The organism is Brachybacterium sp. AOP42-C2-15 (assembly GCF_052377065.1).
Classification (GTDB): Bacteria; Actinomycetota; Actinomycetes; order Actinomycetales; family Dermabacteraceae; genus Brachybacterium.
Genome location: NZ_JBQSWK010000004.1, coordinates 145661 through 165985, shown reverse-complemented (window position 1 = coordinate 165985; position 20325 = coordinate 145661). Strand labels below are relative to the sequence as shown.

At 69.3% G+C, this 20325-nt stretch carries 16 protein-coding genes and 1 pseudogene; 13 read left to right on the top strand and 4 right to left on the bottom strand.

The features are described from left to right. Positions 1 to 8 precede the first annotated feature (8 nt). Complete coding sequence (locus tag ACT3SQ_RS03855) at positions 9 to 704, bottom strand: DUF6318 family protein (protein WP_441445002.1); 696 nt, start codon at positions 702 to 704, stop codon at positions 9 to 11. Between the two features lie 275 nt (positions 705 to 979). Here ACT3SQ_RS03855 and ACT3SQ_RS03850 point away from each other — a divergent pair, with 275 nt between their 5' ends. From ACT3SQ_RS03850 to ACT3SQ_RS03830, 5 genes are all read left to right on the top strand, one after another. Continuing rightward, positions 980 to 2716 (top strand): ABC transporter ATP-binding protein, encoded by a 1737-nt coding sequence (locus tag ACT3SQ_RS03850; RefSeq protein ID WP_444502352.1) that lies wholly within the window; start codon positions 980 to 982, stop codon positions 2714 to 2716. Beyond that, entirely contained in the window at positions 2716 to 4800 is a 2085-nt protein-coding gene (locus tag ACT3SQ_RS03845; RefSeq protein ID WP_444600836.1) for an ABC transporter ATP-binding protein, read from the top strand. The genes ACT3SQ_RS03850 and ACT3SQ_RS03845 overlap by 1 nt, the downstream gene beginning before the upstream one ends. A gap of 126 nt (positions 4801 to 4926) precedes the next feature. Beyond that, entirely contained in the window at positions 4927 to 5859 is a 933-nt protein-coding gene (locus ACT3SQ_RS03840; RefSeq protein ID WP_442332933.1) for an ABC transporter substrate-binding protein, read from the top strand. Beyond that, on the top strand, positions 5856 to 6842 hold the full coding sequence (locus ACT3SQ_RS03835; protein ID WP_444502350.1) for an amino acid ABC transporter permease: 987 nt from the start codon (positions 5856 to 5858) through the stop codon (positions 6840 to 6842). The genes ACT3SQ_RS03840 and ACT3SQ_RS03835 overlap by 4 nt, the downstream gene beginning before the upstream one ends. Before the next feature lie 143 nt (positions 6843 to 6985). Further along, on the top strand, positions 6986 to 7747 hold the full coding sequence (locus tag ACT3SQ_RS03830; RefSeq protein ID WP_444600837.1) for an amino acid ABC transporter ATP-binding protein: 762 nt from the start codon (positions 6986 to 6988) through the stop codon (positions 7745 to 7747). Between the two features lie 314 nt (positions 7748 to 8061). Here the strand turns inward: ACT3SQ_RS03830 and ACT3SQ_RS03825 are convergent, their stop codons facing one another. The 3 genes from ACT3SQ_RS03825 to ACT3SQ_RS03815 form a co-directional block, all read right to left on the bottom strand. Then, the gene (locus ACT3SQ_RS03825; protein WP_441444996.1) at positions 8062 to 8766 is read right to left on the bottom strand and encodes a hypothetical protein; all 705 of its coding nucleotides are present in this window, start codon (positions 8764 to 8766) and stop codon (positions 8062 to 8064) included. A 420-nt stretch (positions 8767 to 9186) separates the two neighbouring features. Continuing rightward, positions 9187 to 9975 carry an endonuclease domain-containing protein gene (locus ACT3SQ_RS03820; protein WP_444502348.1) on the bottom strand — a complete coding sequence of 263 codons (789 nt, stop codon included), beginning with the start codon at positions 9973 to 9975 and terminating at the stop codon, positions 9187 to 9189. Between the two features lie 524 nt (positions 9976 to 10499). Further along, positions 10500 to 12797 carry an HAD-IB family hydrolase gene (locus ACT3SQ_RS03815; RefSeq protein ID WP_441444994.1) on the bottom strand — a complete coding sequence of 766 codons (2298 nt, stop codon included), beginning with the start codon at positions 12795 to 12797 and terminating at the stop codon, positions 10500 to 10502. A 133-nt stretch (positions 12798 to 12930) separates the two neighbouring features. Here ACT3SQ_RS03815 and ACT3SQ_RS03810 point away from each other — a divergent pair, with 133 nt between their 5' ends. The 8 genes and pseudogenes from ACT3SQ_RS03810 to ACT3SQ_RS03775 all read left to right on the top strand — a co-directional run bounded on the left by ACT3SQ_RS03810 (position 12931) and on the right by ACT3SQ_RS03775 (position 20310). Further along, positions 12931 to 13707: an SDR family NAD(P)-dependent oxidoreductase gene (locus tag ACT3SQ_RS03810; protein WP_345076374.1), complete on the top strand. Its 777-nt coding sequence runs from the start codon at positions 12931 to 12933 to the stop codon at positions 13705 to 13707. Between the two features lie 4 nt (positions 13708 to 13711). Continuing rightward, positions 13712 to 14659 (top strand): 1-acyl-sn-glycerol-3-phosphate acyltransferase, encoded by a 948-nt coding sequence (locus ACT3SQ_RS03805; RefSeq protein WP_441444993.1) that lies wholly within the window; start codon positions 13712 to 13714, stop codon positions 14657 to 14659. Beyond that, a pseudogene (locus ACT3SQ_RS03800) lies at positions 14656 to 16365 on the top strand (FAD-binding oxidoreductase). The gene ACT3SQ_RS03805 and the pseudogene ACT3SQ_RS03800 overlap by 4 nt, the downstream one beginning before the upstream one ends. Before the next feature lie 11 nt (positions 16366 to 16376). Next, positions 16377 to 16997, top strand: coding sequence for a histidine phosphatase family protein (locus ACT3SQ_RS03795; RefSeq protein WP_441444991.1), 621 nt, complete (start codon positions 16377 to 16379; stop codon positions 16995 to 16997). Continuing rightward, entirely contained in the window at positions 16994 to 17383 is a 390-nt protein-coding gene (locus ACT3SQ_RS03790; RefSeq protein WP_441444990.1) for a hypothetical protein, read from the top strand. The genes ACT3SQ_RS03795 and ACT3SQ_RS03790 overlap by 4 nt, the downstream gene beginning before the upstream one ends. A 416-nt stretch (positions 17384 to 17799) precedes the next feature. Then, positions 17800 to 18564 (top strand): ThuA domain-containing protein, encoded by a 765-nt coding sequence (locus tag ACT3SQ_RS03785; RefSeq protein WP_441445022.1) that lies wholly within the window; start codon positions 17800 to 17802, stop codon positions 18562 to 18564. Continuing rightward, the gene (locus ACT3SQ_RS03780) at positions 18554 to 19765 is read left to right on the top strand and encodes a Gfo/Idh/MocA family protein (RefSeq protein WP_441444989.1); all 1212 of its coding nucleotides are present in this window, start codon (positions 18554 to 18556) and stop codon (positions 19763 to 19765) included. The genes ACT3SQ_RS03785 and ACT3SQ_RS03780 overlap by 11 nt, the downstream gene beginning before the upstream one ends. Continuing rightward, positions 19762 to 20310 carry a GNAT family N-acetyltransferase gene (locus ACT3SQ_RS03775; protein WP_441444988.1) on the top strand — a complete coding sequence of 183 codons (549 nt, stop codon included), beginning with the start codon at positions 19762 to 19764 and terminating at the stop codon, positions 20308 to 20310. Before ACT3SQ_RS03780 ends, ACT3SQ_RS03775 begins: the two co-directional genes overlap by 4 nt. Positions 20311 to 20325: the final 15 nt, after the last annotated feature.

The following is a 20325-nucleotide window of genomic DNA, read 5'->3' as shown; positions in this document are numbered from 1 at the left end:
CCTGGGGCTCAGCCTCCCGCCCCGCCTGCGCCGCCGGCCCCGCCGGAGTCGGAGGGCCCGACTGGCCCGCCGGTCTCATCGGCCGGAGGAGCGATGCTCATGTCGGTGATGCGCCAGCGCTCACCGTCCCAGGCGATGGTGGCGATCAGCTGGCCGGTCACCTCGGTGAGCTGAGTGGCCTGCAGGTCCGGGTCGTCCACCAGAATGGACTCCTCCTGGGCGAAGTCGGCGACCACGGTCCCGGTGGCCGGAGGCTCGCCGGTGCCCTCGAAGGACGTCGAGTGGATCACGAAGGCCCCGTCCACGAGATAGCCGCCCTGCGCGGCGAGCGTCTCTGCATTGCTGAGGAAGCTCACGCACACCTGGCAGTTGGGATCGATGGAGTCCTCCCAGACGGAGACATCGCCGCTGCTCATCATGTAGTCGTAGGACTCGAGCAGGTAGGTGAGTGTGGCCTGTGCGCCCTCGGCGCTCTGCTCCGTGAGTCCGGCGGGCTCGGCGGGGCGGGGCAGCTCGGGGCGCGGCGGCTGCGCGGCGGGGTCCGCGGTCGGCCGGTCCTCCGGGCTCTCAGCGCTCTGCGAGTTCTCGGCCGTCTGCTGTTCAGCGCCCGGCCCCATCAGCTGACCGATCCCCATCACTCCGAGGGGGACCACCAGCAGGACCGCGAGCGCGATGATGATGAGGCGTTGGACTGGTCGATTCACCCGCCCCACGGTAGACGACACCTCTGGGCGGGCAGGGGGAGAGGTGGTCGCCGCCACGTGCGGCCGGTCCCCGTCCACGGGCGTCCGACCGTCGCGCACGCGCGCCCGACCCCGCCCGTCGGCCCCGGATCCCGGTTCCACCCCACCGTTCCGTCCGACTGTTCCGCCCTGCGCGGATCCGCCCTAAGTCGGATGCGGTGAGACGCCGGGAAAGCCTATGCTTCCCGGGTCGACAGGTCCGTGCCCGGCGCCGTCGGCCCTTCGGAAGGAATCCTGTGACCCTGCTGCGCCTGGTGCTGAGGGGCCTGAAGCCGTACTGGATCTGGGTGCTCCTCGTGGTGCTCTTCCAGATCGTCGGCGTGCTGGCTGCGCTCTACCTGCCCACCCTGAACGCGGACATCATCGATGATGGTGTCGCCAAGGCTGATGTGCCCGTGATCTGGCAGCTCGGCCGACTGATGCTGGTCATCTCCTTCGGCAACATCATCGCGCTGGTGGTGGCGAATTACTTCGCCGCGCGCTCCGCGATGCGGGTCGGCAAGGATCTGCGTTCGACGGTGTTCGGGCGTGTCAGCTCCTTCTCCCCGCGCGAACTCGCCGAATTCGGCACCCCCTCGCTGATCACCCGTTCCACCAATGACGTCCAGCAGGTGCAGATGCTGGTCTTCTTCAGCCTGAACATGCTGGTCCAGGCCCCGGTGACCGGGGTGGGCGGCGTGATCCTGGCGCTGCGCGTGGAGCCGGGGATGGCCTGGCTGATCGCGGTGATGGTGCCGGTGATGCTTATCGCCGTCGGCATCCTGATCTTCAAGGCCGCGCCGCTGTTCAAGCAGATGCAGGGCAAGATCGACGACATCAACGGGGTGCTGCGCGAGCAGATCACCGGCATCCGGGTGCTGCGCGCCTTCGTGCGCGAGGACCGCGAGCGGGAGCGCTACGCGGTGGTCAACGACCAACTCACCGACCTGAACCGTCGGATCGGGCTGCTGATGATCCTGATCAACCCGATCATCATGTTCATCCTGAACGTCTCCAGCGTGATGGTGCTGCTGGTCGCCGCGCCGCGCATCGACTCGGGGCAGATGGAGATCGGCTCGATCACCGCCTTCATCGCCTACCTGATGCAGATCCTGATCGCGGTGATGATGGCGACCTTCATGACGATGATGATCCCGCGCGCGATGGTCTCCGCCGACCGCATCACCGAGGTGCTCGAGACCGAGACCAGCGTCCACCAGCGCACCGACGGGATCCGCGACCTCGAGGGCCCGGTCGAGCTGACCTTCGACCAGGTCTCCTTCACCTATCCGGGCGCCGAGCGTCCAGTGCTCGAGGACATCTCCTTCACCGCCCGCGCCGGGCAGACCGTCGCGATCATCGGCGGCACCGGCGCCGGCAAGACCACCCTGATCAACCTGGTGCCCCGCCTGATGGACGCCACCGAGGGCAGGGTGCTGCTGAACGGGCACGACGTGCGCGATCTCGACGCGCGGGTGCTCTGGGATCGGGTGGGCCTGGTCCCGCAGCGGCCCTATCTCTTCTCCGGCACGGTCGCCTCGAACCTGCGGTTCGGGGATCCGACGGCCGACGAACAGGACCTCTGGCATGCGCTGACCGTCGCGCAGGGTCGTGACTTCGTGGCGTCGATGCCCACGGAGCTCGAGTCCCCGATCGCGCAGGGCGGCACCAACGTCTCCGGCGGGCAGCGGCAGCGGCTGTGCATCGCCCGGGCGCTGGTCGCGAAACCGTCCCTGTACCTGTTCGACGATTCGTTCAGCGCGCTGGACCTCACCACCGATGCGAGGCTGCGCGCCGCGTTGGTCCCGGAGACGAAGGATGCCCTGATGCTGATCGTCGCCCAGCGGGTCTCGACCATCACCGCCGCGGATCTGATCCTGGTGCTGGACAACGGTCGGATCATCGATCAGGGCACCCATGCCGAGCTGCTCGAGGGCTCGGAGACCTACCAGGAGATCGTCCGCTCGCAGGGCGTCGAGGAGGAGGTGGCCTGATGACTGCTCCGAAGAACCAGCCCACGCCTGACCCTGCCACCCCCGCCGGGGACGAGGCGTCCACCGCGGCGGAGATCGCCGCCGAGAAGGACGCCGCCCGCGGGCTGCGGCCCGGTCAGAGCGCGAAGAACTTCTGGCCCTCGACGAAGCGTCTGCTGCGGGAGATGGGGCCCGAGCGGGTCTACCTGTTCCTCGCGATCGCCGTCGGCGTCATCTCGGTGGCGTTCAGCGTGGTCGGCCCCAAGATCCTGGGCCGCGCCACCGACATCATCTTCACCGGCCTGCTCTCGAAGAATCTGCCCGCGGGGGCCGACCCCGCGGACGTGATCGCGCAGCTGCGCGCCGAGGGCGAGGAGCAGTTCGCTGACCTGCTCTCAGGCATGACCCTCACCCCCGGGGTGGGCATCGACTTCGATGCGCTGTACCAGACGCTCGGCCTCGCCGTCGGCCTCTTCGCCGTCTCCGCACTGCTGATGTGGCTGCAGGGCATCGCCCTGAACCGGATCATCTACCGCATGGTCTCGCGTCTGCGCCGCGACATCGAGGAGAAGCTGCACCGGCTGCCGCTGGCCTACTTCGACAAGATGAAGCGCGGGGAGATCCTCTCGCGCGTCACCAACGACATCGACAACATCCAGAACACCCTGATGAACACCGTCACCGGGCTCGTGAACTCGATCCTGACCGTGTTCGGCGTGCTGATCATGATGTTCACGATCTCCTGGCAGCTCTCCCTGATCGCGCTCGCGGTGATCCCGGTGGCGCTGGTGCTGACCAGCGTCGTCGGCAAGCGCGCGCAGAAGCTGTTCGCCCAGCAGTGGGACGCCACGGGCGTGGTGAACTCCGAGGTCGAGGAGGCATATACCGGGCACGGCCTGGTGACCGTCTTCGGCCGACGGGACGAGGTCGCCGCCCGGTTCGAGGAGCGCAACGAGACCCTGTTCCGCGCCACCTTCGGCGCCCAGTTCGTCTCCTCGCTGATCATGCCGCTGATGATGTTCGTGGGGAACCTCAGCTATGTCGCGATCGCGATCGTGGGCGGCCTGCGGATCATCTCCGGCCAGCTCACCCTCGGCGACGTGCAGGCCTTCATCCAGTACTCCCGCCAGTTCACCCAGCCGCTCAGCCAGGTCGCCTCGATGGCGACGATGCTGCAGTCGGGCGTGGCCAGCGCCGAGCGGGTCTTCGAGCTGCTGGATGCCGAGGAGCAGGAGCCGGAGAGCACGGTGGACACCGCCGCGGCCGGCATCGGCGAGGGACGCGTCGAGTTCGAACATGTCGCTTTCTCCTACAGCCCCGATCGCGAGCTGATCCGCGACCTGTCGCTGGTCGCAGACCCCGGGCACACGGTCGCGATCGTGGGGCCGACGGGCGCGGGCAAGACCACTCTGGTCAACCTCGTGATGCGGTTCTACGAGGTCGACGGCGGCCGGATCACGATCGACGGCATCGACATCCGCGACCTCACCCGCGCCCAGCTGCGCGAGCGCACCGGCATGGTCCTCCAGGACACCTGGCTGTTCAAGGGCTCGCTCATGGAGAACATCCGCTACGGCCGCCTGGACGCGAGCGACGACGAGGTCATCGAGGCGGCCCGCGCCACCCACGTCGACGACTTCGCCCGGCAGCTGCCCGAGGGCTATGACACCGTCGTGGACGACGACGAGACCACCCTCTCGGCCGGTGAGAAGCAGCTGGTGACCATCGCCCGTGCCTTCCTCGCCCGGCCCAGCCTGCTGATCCTCGACGAGGCGACCTCGAGCGTGGACACCCGCACCGAGGTGCTCGTGCAGAAGGCGATGAATGCGCTGCGCGCCGGGCGCACCTCCTTCGTGATCGCCCACCGCCTCTCGACCATCCGCGATGCGGATCTGATCCTGGTGATGGAGGACGGCGACATCGTCGAGCAGGGCGACCACGAGCAGCTGCTCGCCGTCGGCGGCGCCTATGCCCGCCTGTACCGCTCGCAGTTCGAGGGCGCGGCGGTGGATATCGACGCCGAGTCGGAGCTCGCCGGGAGCGGGGCGGAGGACGCCGAGGACGAGGTAGCGACCACCACCGGCGGGATGGCACTGGGCGGCTGAGCTGGTGGGGCGGCTGAGCTGCTGGGAGGCTGAGCTGGTGGGGCGGCTGGGCCCCGCCGGTCACGCCCCTGGTGAATCGCGCGACAGCAACTTGTTTCCATGCAAACCTATGAATACTATTCATCGGTGACTGTTTCTCGCCCCCGACGGCGCACCCTGCTGCGCGCCGCGCCCCTGGCCCTGGCCACGGCTGTGCTGACCTCGGCACTGGCCTCCTGCACCCGCGCCTCCGAGCGCCTGGATGCGGAGTCCAACGCCGTGCCGGAGGTCGACCTTTCCGGCATCGCCGAGGTGCCCGAGATCGCCGCGCTGGTCCCGGCAGAGATCCGCGAGCGCGGTGAGCTCGTCAACGGCGCGGCCCTGAACTACGCCCCGGGCGAGTTCGTGGGCTCCTCGGGCGAGGCGATCGGCTACGACATGGACATCCTTGCCGGGATCGGTGCGGTGCTGGGGCTGACCACCCGCACCGAGGCTGCGGTGTTCGCGCAGATCATCCCCGCCGTCGGCTCCACCTATGACGTCGGCATGTCGAGCTTCACCGTCAACGAGGAGCGGCTCGAGGCCGTCAGCATGGTCTCCTACTTCCAGGCCGGCATCTCCTATGCCGTGAAGGCCGGGAACCCCTATGGCATCCATCCCGACGACCTCTGCGGCAAGCGGGTCGCCCTCCAGGTGGGCACCTACCAGGAGGAGCTCTCCATCGAGCGCTCCCAGGAGTGCCGGGACGGAGGCGCAGAGGCGTATGACCTGCTCGCCTATGCGTCCAATTCCGATGCGGCGACCAACGTCGCCGGCGGCAAGGGCGACATCCTGATGGCCGACTCCCCGGTGACCGCCTACGCCATCGCCCGCTCGCGCGGGACCCTCGAGGAGATCGGCGAGATCGAGGAATCGGCGCTGAACGGCATCGTCGTCGCCAAGGACCAGCCCGAGCTGGCCGAGGCCCTGCGCGCCGCCGTCCAGCACCTCATCGACGCCGGCCACATGGAGCGCATCCTCGCTGCATGGGGCAATGAAGCAGGCCTGATCCCGACCGCGGAAGTGAACCCCCAGCCGTGAGCACCACCCAGACCCCCGCCCCGTCCCCGTCGGCCCCGCCGCCCGCGACGGAGCGTTTCTCCCCGATCCGCGCCAAGGCCGCCCCGCGCCCCGGCACCTGGATCTCCGCCGTCATCGCAGCCCTGCTGGTCCTGGGACTGATCTGGTTCCTGGTGACCAACCCGGTGCTCGAATGGGGCACCGTGGCCACCTACCTGCTGGACGTCAAGGTGATCCAGGGCGTCGGCTGGACGCTGCTGCTGACGGTGCTGTCGATGGTGCTGGGCACCGTCGTGGCGCTGACCGCAGCAGTGATGCGCCGCAGCGACAACCCGGTGCTGCGCGGTGTGAGCTGGGCATACATCTTCGTCTTCCGTGGCATCCCGGTCTACACCCAGCTCGTGTTCTGGGGCCTGTTCACGGTGATCGTGCCCAAGATCGTGATCGGCGTGCCGTTCGGACCCGAACTGCTGAGCTTCTCCACCCGTGACCTGCTCACCGCCTTCTGGGCGGCCGTGATCGGCCTGGGCCTGAACGAGGGCGCCTATCTCGCCGAGATCATCCGCTCCGGCCTGAACTCCGTGGACAAGGGGCAGACCGAGGCATCCAAGGCCCTCGGCATGAGCAACGGCAAGATCCTGCGCCGCATCATCGTGCCGCAGGCGATGCGCGTGATCGTCCCGCCGCTCGGCAACGAGACGATCGGCATGCTCAAGACCACCTCGCTGGTGCTCGCGGTGCCGTTCACCCTCGACCTCACCTTCGCCACCAACGGCATCGCGAACAAGCTGTTCACCCCGATCCCGCTGCTGATCGTCGCCGCGCTGTGGTACCTCGCGATCACCAGCGTGCTGATGGTGGGTCAGCACTACCTCGAGAAGCACTTCGGTCGAGGCTTCGATGACCGCACCCCGACCACCGGCCGCAGCAGGCGCTCCCGTCAGGCGGCGGTCAACAGCGCCGGCACCACCCCGCAGAACCCGCTCCCGGAGGTGGAGCTGTGATGAGCCAGAACCCTGAAATCCCCGCGCCCGACGGCGCCTCTGCGCCCGGCGGCACTCTCGCGCCCGGCGGCACTCTCGCGTCCGACGGCGCCTCTGCGCCCGGCGGTACTTCCGCGCCCGACGGTACTTCCGCGCCCCGCACCGTGATCCAGGTCGAGGGCGTCCACAAATCCTTCGGTGACCTGCACGTGCTGAAGGACTGCGACCTCACGGTGCGCTCCGGCGAGGTGGCCGTGCTGGTGGGGCCCTCCGGCTCCGGCAAGTCCACCCTGCTGCGCTGCATCAACCAGCTCGAGGAGCCCACCGCCGGGCGGGTCCTGATCGACGACGTGGTGCAGGGCTACGCCCCCGACCCGCTGCCCGACGGCCGCTGGCAGAAGCTCACCTCCGCCCAGATCGCCGCCCAGCGCTCCCGCATCGGCATGGTCTTCCAGCGCTTCCACCTGTTCCCGCACCTTACGGCGCTCGGCAACGTGATGGAGGCGCCGAGGCAGGTGCGCGGCCTCCCCAAGGCCGTCGCCGAGCAGAAGGCGCGGGCACTGCTGGAGCGCGTGGGCCTCGCCGACCGCGCGGACCACTACCCCTCCGAGCTCTCCGGCGGTCAGCAGCAGCGCGTCGCGATCGCCCGCGCGCTGGCAATGGACCCCGAGCTGATGCTCTTCGACGAGCCCACCAGCGCCCTGGACCCGGAGCTGGTCTCCGAGGTGCTCACCGTCCTCAAGGATCTCGCGGCCGACGGGATGACCATGGTCGTGGTGACCCACGAGATGGGCTTCGCCCGCGAGGTCGCCGACCAGGTGGTGTTCATGGACGAGGGCCGCATCCTCGAGCGAGGCACCCCTGAGCAGGTCATCGACCACCCCGAGTCCGAACGGCTGCAGGGCTTCCTCGCCTCGGTGCTCTGAGCCGGTCCTTGGCCCGTCTTACCTTATGGGCCACCACTTTTCTGTCTCTGACGAGGTCTTGAACGCGCCACAGTCGTTCAACCCTCACGAGAGACCAAGTTCTGGTGGCGCTCTTCTGATGGCGGCCTGAGCGCATGGGTCGGCCCTGAACGCAGTGCAGGGTGCCCCACGCATGGGGCACCCTGCACTGCAATGGTCGGCTACCGGCTACCGGCTACCGGCTACCGGCTACCGGCTACCGGCTACCGGCTACCGGCTACCGGCTACCGGCTACCGGCTACCGGAGTCAGCCGGCGATGGTCAGCCCACCGGGATCAGGCAGCGGGGATCTCGAACTCGCCGCGGAACTCGGGGACGGTCTCGTCCTCGCCGAGGATCTTCATCTCCGGCCGAACGTAGGCGCCCTTGAGGGTGTCCCCGGTGGTCTCGACATAGATCGGGATATAGCCGGTGCCCTCACCGTCGCTGCGCGGGGTGCCCTCGAAGTACGTGAACCCGGCCGCGGTCAGCTCGTCGTCCGCGGTGCTGGCGTAGTTGACCTCTTCACCGCCGTCGTCGAGGAAGAAGTCCTGCTGGCTGATGACTCCGCCGAACTGGTCGCCGGCGGTCACCTTCACCTCGAGGTAGATCATCTCGCCGTCAGGGTTATCGCTGGCCATGTAGTACTCGGTGTCGTTGCCGCGCACCGCGGAGACGATGGTGATCACATCGCCGGTCTCCTCGTCGGTGAACTCGGTGCCGATCTCCACCACGGTGCCAGCCTCGGCGCCCGCGGCGTCATCACCGGCTGCGTCATCATCGTCCGCGGCCTCCTCGGTGTCCTCGGCGTCCTGAGTGTCGGCGGTGTCCTCGGTGTCTGCGGACTCCTCGGCGTCGGCGTCTTCCGGCTCCGCCTCCTGCTCGGTGACCGCGGCGGGCTGCTCCTCGGCGGGAGCTTCGTCCGTACCGCCGCAGGCGGTCAGGGCCAGCATGGTGGCGGCGGCCAGAGCGGCGCCGCGGGCAATGATCGTGCGGGACATGGAGTCCTCCTTCTGCGGGCCGGGGTACGGCGAAGGCCGTTCCCCTGCGTTGAGGAGCTGCACGGTCGCGCGGCCCCGGTCCTCGGCGCGGGACCGGTGTTGCGGTCCCTGGCCTGTGACGATGCGTCGAGCCTAGGAAGGTTACACGATTCGCGCCATGGGGAGGAGTACCCGTGCAGAGCTGCCCAGTCAGAGGTCCCCATCGCCACTCGCCACCCGCCATTCCGTCCTTCCGCCTGACACCAGCGGCACCCACAGCCCGGTGCCACCACCAATCTGTCTCTCACGAGTTCTTCAACGCCCTACAGCCGTTCGGGCCTCGCCAGGGACAGAGTTCTGGTGGCGGGTGATGTGCTGGGGCTGCCTGGCTTACTGGTGGCAACTGACGTGCTGGTGGTGCCTGACGTGCTGGTGCCGCGCTCAGCGCAGCGCCAGCTGCTCGACCTTGCGTCGGCCGAAGGCACCGACCTCATCGATGGCTCGGAGGATGTCCTGCTGGGTTCTCTCCCAGTCGTGCCACACCTGCGCGTAGCTCAGCCGGAGCACCTGCAGCCCGTGTCGAATCGCCCGCAGATCTCGGCGCCGGTCCCGGCTGAAGGCATCCTCGCCGTCGTGGAACTCCCGGCCGTCGATCTCCAGGAAGAGACCGCCGACGTAGGCATCCAGCAGCCCGACCCCGTCCACGAACACCTGCTGTTCGACCTGGAAGTGCCGCCGACGCAGCCAGCGCGCCACCCTCGTCTCCGATCCCGAGTCGCTGGCGGCGGACAGAGTTCCGATCCGTGAGCGGACTGCGTCAGGGGCATCGTCGAGCAGTTGCTGCACGGCCGCAGGGGACAAGAGCCGGCGCTCCATCGCGGACTCGAGAAGTACCGCGGCGGTCTCCCCGCTGCAGCAGCGGAGCGCATGCTCGAGGGTGAGAGACACGGAGGCGACCGCATCCTGCTCTGGCCAAGATCTGACGCGGGGGAGATGAGTGATCATGCCGTCGGGGACGGCACGCTCATCGCCATAGCGGTAGACGTGAAGCAGGTGTTCCTCGGCTGGAGTGTCATCCGGTGTCCACAGCCCATGCAGCCGGGCAGCATCCACGCAGGTGAGACGAAACCCGGCGATGAGCGCGCGGATCACGTCAGGGGAGGCGGAGGGCCGCGCGATCCAGCCTCGGGCCACGCGCTGCAGCTCGCCTCGCTCGAGAGCGGCTCGCATCGTCCACGGAGTGAGGCCGAAGACGACAAGTTCGCTGCGCCGAGCAATGCCGAGCAATGCCGAGCTGCCTCGCGGTGAGGTGCAAGGTGTCCTCGACGCCGACGGTTCGGGCGGAAGGGAGGCCCTGCGCTCGCCGGCAGGATCAGTCGACTCGGTCCGTACATGTCCCGAGTCTCGGCAACGACGGGGCGCAACGGGGCGAGACCGTCATCGCTGTGGACAACGTGGAGGTGGGGAGGAACCGTCGCGGACGGAAAGGCCGCTTGCGCCGGGCAGAGCACGACAGGTTCCACCAGAAAACGGTCTGTGGTGAGGTTTGAACGGTGTAGAGCCGTTCAACCCTCACCACAGACAAAGTACTGGTGGCCCGTACCGGTGACCCACGCGGGGCCGGTATAGGAGGCGGCCCGTGCGGGAGCTGGCCGGTGCGGGAGCTGGCCTGCGCGGGAGCTGGCCCGAACGGCAGCCACCCCGGCAGCCAGCCCGAACGGCAGCCAGCCCGGCGGCCGGCTGCCCTCAGCGGGTCACCACTCCAGGATCTGCCAGCGCTTCTTCTTCGCAACCGCGTAGAGGCCGAGGTCCGGGGCGACTGCGGCGGGGGTGCCCACCAGCTCGAGCCAGGCGGCGTCGGCGTGGGAGTCTCCGTAGCCGTAGGAGGTGGACAGGTCCGCGCCGTGCAGGTCGGCGTACTTGCGCAGCCAGTTCGCGCGGGCCTCATCGACCAGCGGGGGAGTGGCCAGGTAGCCGGTCATCACCCCGGAGGTGTCTTCGTCCATGTGAGTGGCGATGACCTCGTCGAACAGATCGGCGAGCGGCTCGACCAGCACGTCCAGCGCGCCGGAGACCAGCACCGTGCGGTGCCCGGCGGCGCGGTGGCGCTCGATGGTCTCGAGTGCCTCGGGGAGGATCGAGGCCCGGATCCGGCGCCCGGCCTCGCCCTGCATCAGGGTGCGCAGATCTGCACTGCGGTACCCCTTGTAACGGCGGTTGACCAGGCGGATCAGCTCTGAGCGGTCGCGCTTGTCGGCACGCAGGTAGCCGGGGACAGCGGCCAGCAGGCCGCCGATCTCCGCCGGCCAGGTGCGGCGCGGCTTGGTGGCGCGGACCACGGCGAAGTACTGCTGGACGATGTTGGTGGAGAGCACAGTGCCGTCGAGGTCGAACACGGCCAGCGTGTTCTCGGAGCGCTTCAGCTCGGGGACGGGGCGGGAGGCCCGCTTCTTCTGGGCGGACTTCGCCCGGGAGTAGGCCTTGGTGAGGTCCGTGACCGCGGGCAGGTGCTGCTGCTGGAAGTAGTCCTTCCAGACCAGGCCCTTGATGTCGAAGTCATGGGTCTCGAGGAAGGCGGCCGGCAGCTCCTCGCGCAGCGCCCGAGTGTTGGCGTCGTCGAAGACCATCTCGGTCTTCGTGTAGTGCCGGTACAGCTCGATGTACTTGCGCAGCATGGTCAGGCCCGAGGTGGCCTTGTGCAGGCTGGCGGTCCATTCCCGGGTGCGCTTGGTGGCCGGGAGGTAGGCGACCGCGGCGGAGCCGAGCTTCGCGGAGAGCTCCTTGGCACGGAACCGCTGCTCGACCATCTCGACGGCGGGGAAGGACCATTCGGGCACCGGGATCGGACGGCCCTTGTCATCCTCGAGCGGGTACTTCACGAAGTACTCGCGCACCGCGGTGACCATCTCGTGGAAGGGCAGCGGGTTCGACGCGCCGGAGACCACCTGGAAGTAGGCGTCGTCGCCGCGGCGGGAGACGTCCTGGGTGGCGAGCGCGACGATCACGTTGACGACGTGGTCCACGGGGATGACGTCGAGGATCGAATCGGCCAGGCCCGGGAACTCCTGCAGCACGCCGCGGCCGTAGGCCATGATCAGCGGGTCGGCGACCTTGTAGCCGTCGATCCAGCCCGGATAGGGCTTCTTCATCGCGGATTCGATGATGGAGGGGCGCACGAAGGAAACGCGGTGCCCGTTGCCGGCCCACAGCTCCTCGGCGACCTGCTCGGCCATCGCCTTGGTGAAGGTGTAGATGTCGGTCCAGCCCACGGACTGGGCGCGGGTGCGGCCGAAGTCGATCAGGCGCTCGTCGACCCATTCGCGGCGCGATTCCTCGGAGGCTGCGGCGACTGCCGAGGGGCCCATCCGGCCGTGACGGCCCTTGGCGGCATTGATCTGGGAGCGCAGCGTCTCGGGGCGGCGGGACTCCGCATCGACCCGGGCGCGGGCCTGCATCGCGGCCTCGTACTCGGCGCGCCAGTCGACGTCGGCCTGGAGGGAGCCCTCCTGGCGCAGACCCTTCGCGATGCCGCCGACGTAGGCGGTGGAGACATGGATGACGTGCGGGTCCTGGCCCGAGGCCAGCAGCGCCTCGTACAGGTTCCGGGCACCGCCGACGTTGGTGCGGAAGGCGTCGTCGATCGGCGGGTCGAAGGAGACCGAGGAGGCCGAGTGGATCACGGTGTCGAAGGGCTCCGTGATCGCGGGCATATCGGTGAGGTCACCCTCGAGCACGCTCACGCGAGCGTCGAAGATCTCCTTCAGCTGTGCCTTGCCGTCGACCGGTGCTTCGTCGGTGCCCTCAGCGCTCAGCAGCTCGGCCCAGGAGGAGAAGACAGGCTTGCGCAGCAGCTGCTCGAGCCGCTTGCGCCCGGTGACGGAGCCCTTGGGGCGCACGACGGCGGTGACATGGGTGTCCGGCGTGGTCTCCAGCAGCGAGCGGAGCACTGCCTGGCCCAGGAAGCCGGTGACTCCGGTCAACAGGATCCGACGCCCTCCGCTGGTGGTGCCGCCGGAAGCGGTCTGAACGGCGGGGGCGGTGGTGTGGGTCATGGGATCCTCTGTGGACGGGTACGGCGGGGCGCGGGTTCCGGGGCCACACGGGTCGCGCGCGGGAGCCCTGCGGTGCTCCCACCAGGGAGCTTCTCCGCGCTGGTCAGGGCCTCGCTAGTGTATCGTAGCCGCCATGCATAGGGCCCTGATCACCGGCGGCACTGCAGGCATCGGGGCCGCGTTCGCCAGAGCGTTCGCGGGCCGGGGGACAGCTCTTGTGCTGGTCGCGCGGAACCCTGAGCGCCTGGAAGAGGCCGCCGCGCAGTTCCGTCGCGAGTACGGCGTCGAGGTCGAGACGATGGTCGCCGACCTCTCCGACCGCGACGCCCAGCAGCGCGTCGCCGACCGCCTCGAAGCGTCCGCCGATCCCGTGGACGTCTTCGTCAACAACGCCGGGTTCTCGGTGAGGGCTTCGCTGCTCGATGAGGACCTCTCGCAGCACGACCTCGGCTTCGAGGTGATGATCCGAGCGGTGCTCAAGCTGGGCGGCGCCGCCGGGCGGGGGATGAGCGCCCGGGGTCGGGGCTGGATCATCAACGTCGGTTCCGTCTCCGCACTGGTCACCCAGAACAACTACTCCGCCATCAAGGCGTGGGTGGGCAACTACTCGGAATCCCTCGGCGTCCAGCTCATCGGCACCGGCGTACAGGTCACGGCGCTGATGCCGGGCTGGGTGCGCACGGAGTTCCATACCCGCGCCGGGATCAAGGGCTCCTCGATCCCCGGTGTGCTCTGGCTCGAGGCCGACCGCCTGGTCGAGGACTGCCTGCGGGACGTCTCCCGCGGGAAGCCCGTCTCGATCCCCTCGAAGCGCTGGAAGGGGATCGCGGCGGTGCTGCGCATGACTCCGCGCGGTCTGGTGGCCCGGCTGAGCGCCCTGCTCAGCCATCGCCGGAAGCGGGAGAAGTGATCGCGTGACCTCTGAGGACACCCCGCAACCCACCGACCCGGCCGACGGCACACCTCCGGCCGACGGGACACCCCCAGGCGACGGCGCGGCTGCCGCCGAGGTCACGGGCCCCGGTGAAGGCTCGCTGTCCGCCGACGAGACCCGCCGCGCTGCAGCCACTGCGGAACCCGTCTCCTCGAAGGTGCGCGGGAGGCGGACGCTGAAGTCGCTGTCCGCGCGCTCCCGGGGGGAGGGCTGGGAGAGGCCCCAGGGCGATCTGGCCAAGTACCGCTCGCAGGCACGGGCCGCACTGCGCTTCGTGGCGCAGCGCGGGTTCTTCGGCGCGGTGGTCGGCTCGAACCTCACCACCTCGAAGGTGGTCCACCGCCGGGTGAAGACCGTGCGCGGTCCGTTCGTGCTGGTCGCGAACCATTCCAGCCACATCGACGCCCCGATGCTGGCGCGCGGCCTGCCCTGGGCGCAGGCACGCTTCCTGTCCACCGGAGTCGCGGCGGACTACTTCTTCAACGTCTGGTACCGCCGGCTCTTCGTGCGGATCATCTTCAACGCCTTCCCGATCGATCGCGGCGGCTCCCGCAAGCACTCCGGCACCTCCCGCAAGCTGCTCCGCGCGGGCGTGCCGATCCTGGTGTTCCCCGAGGGGACCCGCCAGCTGGACGGGAAGATGGCCGACTTCAAGCCCGGCGCCGCCGCACTCGCGATCGGGGTCGGCGTGCCCGTCGTCCCCGCCGCAATCATCGGAGCCCACGAGGCGATGCCCAAGGGGCGCAGCTGGCCGAAGCCGGGCCGCCCCCCGGTCGCCGTGGTCTTCGGTGAGCCGATGATCTCCCACGAGGACGAATCCGCGGTGGATTTCTCCGCCCGGATCCGGGCCCGGGTCAAGGACCTGTACGACGAGCATCACGACGAGGTTCTGGGCAGCGCTGTCCGGGACGAGGAGGAATCCGCATGAGCGACCGGCTGAGCGCACGCGAGGTCAAGCGGCATAAGTGGTGGGGCTGGGGTCTGAGCGATGTCACCTTCCGCTACGACAACAAGCCCGCCTTCGCCCCGCTGGCGAAGAACAAGATCGGGGTGGACCTGGCTGCCAAGAGCACCCCCGTCACGCCTGTCCTGTCGGACTTCGAGGTGCCCGCGAGCCGGCTGCCCGCGCCCGTGCGCTCACTGCTGACCAGCGTGGTCGGCGAGGAGAGCGTGCTCGAGGACGACGAGGTCCGGGTCGTGCATTCCTTCGGCCGCTCCCTGCCGGACCTGTTCCGCGTGCGGGCCGGCGACTTCGCCCGTCTGGTCGACGCGGTCGTCTACCCCGCCTCCGAGGAGGAGGTGGCCGCGCTGCTGAAGGTCGTGCTGGAGCAGGACCTGGTGCTGATCCCCTACGGCGGCGGGTCCAGCATCTCCGGCTCCGTCACGCCGGACATCTCCGAGCAGCGCCCCGTGATCTCCCTGAACCTCGGCCGGATGCGCGAGGTGCTCGAGATCGACGACACCGCGGGCCTGGCCCGGGTGGAGGCCGGTGCCTACGGCCCGGACCTGGAGGAGCAGCTGAACGCCGAGGGGTGGACCGTCGGCCACTTCCCCGACTCCTTCGCCTATTCGACGCTCGGCGGCTGGGCCGCGACCCGCTCCTCGGGCATGCAGTCCGACAAGTACGGGGACATCGAGGACATCGTGCGCGGCCTGCGCATGGTCCACCCCGACGGCGTCGCGGTGACCAAGCCGATCCCCGGCCGGGACTCGGGCCCCAGCGTGCACGAGATGATCCTGGGCAGCGAGGGCCGCCTCGGCGTCATCACCGAAGCCACCGTCCAGGTCCACCGCCTGGCCCCGGTGCGCCAGGTCATCGCCTACATGTACCCCGACTGGGAGCACGGCATCCGCGGCATGCACGCGATCGCCCGCTCGACCGACGTGAAGCCCACCTTCACCCGCCTCTCCGACGGACCCGAGACCGAGTTCAGCCTCTCCATGGTCAAGGAGCCCAGCTCCACGAAGGGGAAGGTCGCCGCGAAGGTGCAGGACGGCCTCTTCGCCTACCTCCGCTCCCAGGGCTGGGACACCACGAACGAGATGTCGATCTCCTACGTCTGCTTCGAGGGCTCGAAGGCGGCGGTGGAGCAGCAGAAGTCGATCGTCAAGAAGATCGTGTAGAGCAACGGGGGCATCACCCTCGGCGCGGGACCCGGCGCGATCTACGACCAGAAGAAGTTCGACACCCCCTACCTGCGTGACTTCCTGATGAACTACCAGGTCTTCGGGGACGTCTGCGACACCGGGGCGACCTGGTCGAACCTCAACGCGGTCCACGCGAAGGCCTACGAGGCGTTCTACTCGGTGCAGGAGGAGCAGGGCCTGCCGGGCTTCATGTTCTGCCACATGTCGCACAGCTACCACGCAGGGGCCTGCCTCTACTTCACCTTCGCCTTCCCCTACTCCTCCGACGAGCAGGCCCTCGAGCAGTACTACGCCGCCAAGAGCGCCGTGCAGCAGACCTTCATGGATCTGGGTTCGACGGTCTCGCACCACCACGCGGTGGGAACCGAGCATCAGCCGTGGATCACCGAGGACATCGGTGAGGTGGGGGTGCGCATGGTCAAGGGGCTGTTCGCCGACAACGACCCCGGCCGGAACCTGAACCCCGGCAAGGTCACCACCCCCTGACGGGAGCGCTGATGAACCAGCTCTGGGTGCTCCGCCACGGTGAGTCCACCGCGAACGTGGAGGGCTTGATCGTGTCGGTCCCCGGGCCGCGCGCGCTCACCGAGGTGGGGCTGACCGCGCGCGGTCGTGCCCAGGCCCGCGAGGCCGCCCGGGACGGCGCCGCGCGGGGCCTGGGACCGGAGACGCTGGTGATCTCGAGCGACTTCGCACGCGCTCTCCAGACGGCTGAGGAGTTCGCCGCCGGTCTCGGCGCCGCCGCGCCGCGGATCGATCAGCGCCTGCGTGAGCGCAGCTTCGGCGATCACGACGAGGGTCCAGCCGACGCCTATGAGCAGGTGTGGGGCATCGATCGCGATCGCGGCACCCATCAGGACGGGGTCGAGCAGGTCGCGGCGGTCGCTGCGCGCGTGCTCGCGGTGCTGCGCGAGGCTGACGAGCTCACCCCCGACGCGCCGGTGGTGCTGGTCGCCCACGGCGACGTGCTGCAGATCGCGCTCACGCTCGCAGCCGGGGCAGATCCCCATGACCACCGCGAGCAGTCGCATCTCGGCAATGCCGAGCTGCGACTGCTCGGGCCCGCGAGAGGCATGCCTGCCAGTGACGTGCCCGCCAGGGAGAAGAGCCGATCATGACCGTGCAGTTCCCCGGCGGAGCGGCGCTCACGGTGCGCGGCGACGTGCGCTCGGCACGCACTGCCCTCGACCAGTTCTTCCTCGGGCGCGGCTGGAGCGCTCAGGAGCGCAGTCCCGGTCGCATCGACTACGAGCGGGGCAGCCGACGCCGCAGCGTGCTCCTCGGCGCTTTCGCCGGTCGGAAGTTCCACCTCACCGCACCGATCGAGCTGCGAGAGGGCCCCGGCGTCACCGAGATCCGATACGTGTGGGGCGAGTCCGCCGGCCGTGCGCTCGGCGGAGCCTCCGGGCGGGCCCGCGCCTCCCGCGTGCACCTGGAGACGCTGACCGCTCTCGAGCAGCAGCTCGGGGCCGACGGACGGCTCGTGCAGGTGCGCAAGTTCTGACCGGCCCGTCGGTCGGCGCCGGGCTGAGGGTGGGCCGGGGCGAGGGTGCGTCGGACTGACAGTGCGCCGCGCCGGTGGCGCGCCGGGCCGATGGTGCTGAGTCCCGAAGGAGGCATCGGCCCGGCATGTCCGGGGCACAGTGCCCCTGTGACGGCCTCGGGGCAGGTCTGGCTGCCCCGAGAAGTGCAGGCCCCTTCGCCATTGAAGGAGCCTGTGTTCGACCATAGCCGTCCCGGATGAGAAACAGATCACATCCCGGTCACGGTTCCCGAGGCCAGCGGGCCGACCAGGCCTCCGCAGGCGCAGAGACACGGTTCCTCCGCAGCGGGTCCCGGGCGGTGCGGGCGCGCCTCTACGATGGTTCCAGCGTCTTCCGAGACGGCCCACGAACCCTCAGCGACAGGATGAAGAACCCCATGGCACTGCGCATCGCCGTCTTCGGTGAGAACCGGCACGAGAAGGTCGACCCCACGGTGCAGGAGATCTATCCCGACGGGATGCACACCGTGATCGCGGAGGCTCTGCGCTCCCTGCTCGCGGCCGACGGGATCGAGGCCGAGGTGCGGATCGCCCTGCTCGATGACATCGAGGAGTCCCTCTCCGAGGAGGCGCTCGCCGAGACCGACGTGCTCACCTGGTGGGGCCACATGGCGCACGAGGATGTGCCTGACGAGATCTCCGAGCGGGTGGTGCGCCGCGTCCACGAGGGCATGGGCCTGATCCCGTTGCACTCCGCTCACTACTCCAAGCCGTTCAAGGCGCTGATGGGCACCACCTGCAACCTGCTGTGGCGCAACGAGGGGGAGGAGGAACGGGTGTGGACCGTCAACGGCTCCCACCCGATCGCCCGCGGCGTCCCCCATCCGATCGTCATCCCCGCGCAGGAGATGTACGGCGAGATGTTCGACATCCCCGCCCCCGACGAGCTGGTCTTCGTCTCCTCCTTCGCCGGGGGAGAGGTGTTCCGCTCCGGTGCCGCCTTCCGCCGCGGCAAGGGGAAGGTCTTCTACTTCAGCCCCGGCGACCAGGAGTATCCGGTCTACCACCAGGCAGAGATCCAGCGCGTGCTCGCCAACGCCGTGGTCTGGGCCCGCCCCGAGGAGCGCGAGGCGGCACCGGTGAAGATCGCGAACGCCCCGCGCGACTGGTTCCGCGGCGGTGAGGTCCCGCGTGTCATCTGAGCGCTCCGCCCGCACGCTGACCGACACCTCCGGCGCCCCGGCGCCCGCCGTCGAGCGCACCGGCTTCCCACTCCTGCCTGCGGACCGTCCCGCCCGCGTGGTGGTCGTCGGCGCCGGCGGGATGGGCAGCTGGTGGGCGCGGGAGATCGTCGCCAGCGGGGTCGCCGAGCTGGTGGGCGTCGCCGATCTGGTCGAGGGCGCGCCGCAGCGGGTGATCGAGCAGTCCGGGGTCGCCGACCCCGCGAGCGTCGCCACCGGGGCCGACGGCGTCGACCTCGCCCTCGAGGTCGGTGCCGACCTGCTGGTGAACCCGACCGTGCCGCTCGCGCACCACCCGGTGACCGTGAAGGCGCTGCACGCCGGGATCCCGGTCCTCGGCGAGAAGCCCGTCACCGAGACCCTCTCCGAGGCGCTGAGCCTGGTCGCGCACACCGAGCTGACCGGGGTGCCGTTCATGGTCTCCCAGTCCCGGCGGTTCTTCCGCCAGGTGCGGCAGCTGCGCAGCTTCGTCGCTGCTCATGGGCCGACGGTGATGACCAGCGCGTTCTTCTCGCTGTTCGTCGAGCACGACGGGTTCCGACGCACCCAGCACCATCCGCTGCTGCGGGACATGGGCATCCACGCCTTCGACACGGCCCGCTACATCACCGGTGCCGATCCGGTGGCGGTCACGGCGCGCGGTGCCCGGCCCGACTGGAGCGTCTACTCGCACGACGCGACGGTGAGCGCGACCTTCGAGATGACCGATGGATCCCTCTTCGCCTATCACGGCACCTGGAACGCCCGGGGCCTGCCGACCTGGTGGAACAGCGAGTGGCGGATCGCCGCCCAGCACGGCTCCGCCACCTGGGACGGCACCGGAGCTCCGGTGCTGGGCACCGAGGACGAGGAGACCACCGCCCGCCTGCAGGCGGAGGTCGCAGCGGAGGACGCCCCGGAGCCGGACCAGATCGCAGCGTCGCTCGTGGAGTTCGTCAGCGCCCTGCGCGAGGGTCGCACCCCGATGTGCGAGGTGCGCGAGAACCTGCTGAGCTTCGCGATGGTCGAGGCCGCGGTGGCCTCCGTGGAGAGCGGACAGCGAGTCGAGATCGACGTGCTGCTCGAACAGGCGCGCGTCGAGGCGATCACGGCGGAGACGGATCCCGCGGCCCGGGAGCTGATGCAGTCCTGGACCTCCGTGCGCGAGGTGCTCAGCGCATGAGCATCACCTTCGCGCGTCTGGACCCCGTCGGCGCAGATCATGACGCCCTCGTCGATTTCATGACGCGGAACGAGTTCCCGTTCCATGTGCGCACCCGCCCGCGGGCCGCCGATATCGAGGGCCTGATCAGCAAAGGCGCCTACCGGGATGAGGACAACGACTCGTTCTGGATCGATCACGGAGAGCTGGGACGCATCGGCTTCCTGCGCCTGGAGGATCTGAGCGACGAAGACCCGCTGTTCGACCTCCGCCTGGACACCCCGTTCCGCGGACGCGGCCTCGGCCTCCAGATCCTGCGCGCCGTGGCCGACCACGTCTTCCGCACCATGCCGAGCGTGAATCGCTTCGAGGGGCAGACCCGCGAGGACAACATCGCGATGCGCAAGACCTTCCACCGCGGCGGCTGGGTCAAGGAGGCGCACTACCGGGAGGGCTGGCCGGTGGATGGCGGGACGCCGCTCGCCTCGGTCGCCTACAGCATCCTGCGACGCGACTGGGAGACCGGGGAGACGACCACGTTCGTCTGGGACGACCTGGTCCTCTGAACGGCCGTGACGGGC

What these genes read in the sequence shown, in the direction of transcription:
- ACT3SQ_RS03810 (WP_345076374.1), top strand. Translation starts at nt 12,931, where the DNA reads ATGCATAGGGCCCTGATCACCGGCGGCACTGCAGGCATCGGGGCCGCG.
- ACT3SQ_RS03790 (WP_441444990.1), top strand. Translation starts at nt 16,994, where the DNA reads ATGACCGTGCAGTTCCCCGGCGGAGCGGCGCTCACGGTGCGCGGCGAC.
- ACT3SQ_RS03820 (WP_444502348.1), bottom strand. Translation starts at nt 9,975, where the DNA reads ATGCGAGCCGCTCTCGAGCGAGGCGAGCTGCAGCGCGTGGCCCGAGGC.
- ACT3SQ_RS03795 (WP_441444991.1), top strand. Translation starts at nt 16,377, where the DNA reads ATGAACCAGCTCTGGGTGCTCCGCCACGGTGAGTCCACCGCGAACGTG.
- ACT3SQ_RS03775 (WP_441444988.1), top strand. Translation starts at nt 19,762, where the DNA reads ATGAGCATCACCTTCGCGCGTCTGGACCCCGTCGGCGCAGATCATGAC.
- ACT3SQ_RS03845 (WP_444600836.1), top strand. Translation starts at nt 2,716, where the DNA reads ATGACTGCTCCGAAGAACCAGCCCACGCCTGACCCTGCCACCCCCGCC.
- ACT3SQ_RS03825 (WP_441444996.1), bottom strand. Translation starts at nt 8,766, where the DNA reads ATGTCCCGCACGATCATTGCCCGCGGCGCCGCTCTGGCCGCCGCCACC.
- ACT3SQ_RS03785 (WP_441445022.1), top strand. Translation starts at nt 17,800, where the DNA reads ATGGCACTGCGCATCGCCGTCTTCGGTGAGAACCGGCACGAGAAGGTC.
- ACT3SQ_RS03815 (WP_441444994.1), bottom strand. Translation starts at nt 12,797, where the DNA reads ATGACCCACACCACCGCCCCCGCCGTTCAGACCGCTTCCGGCGGCACC.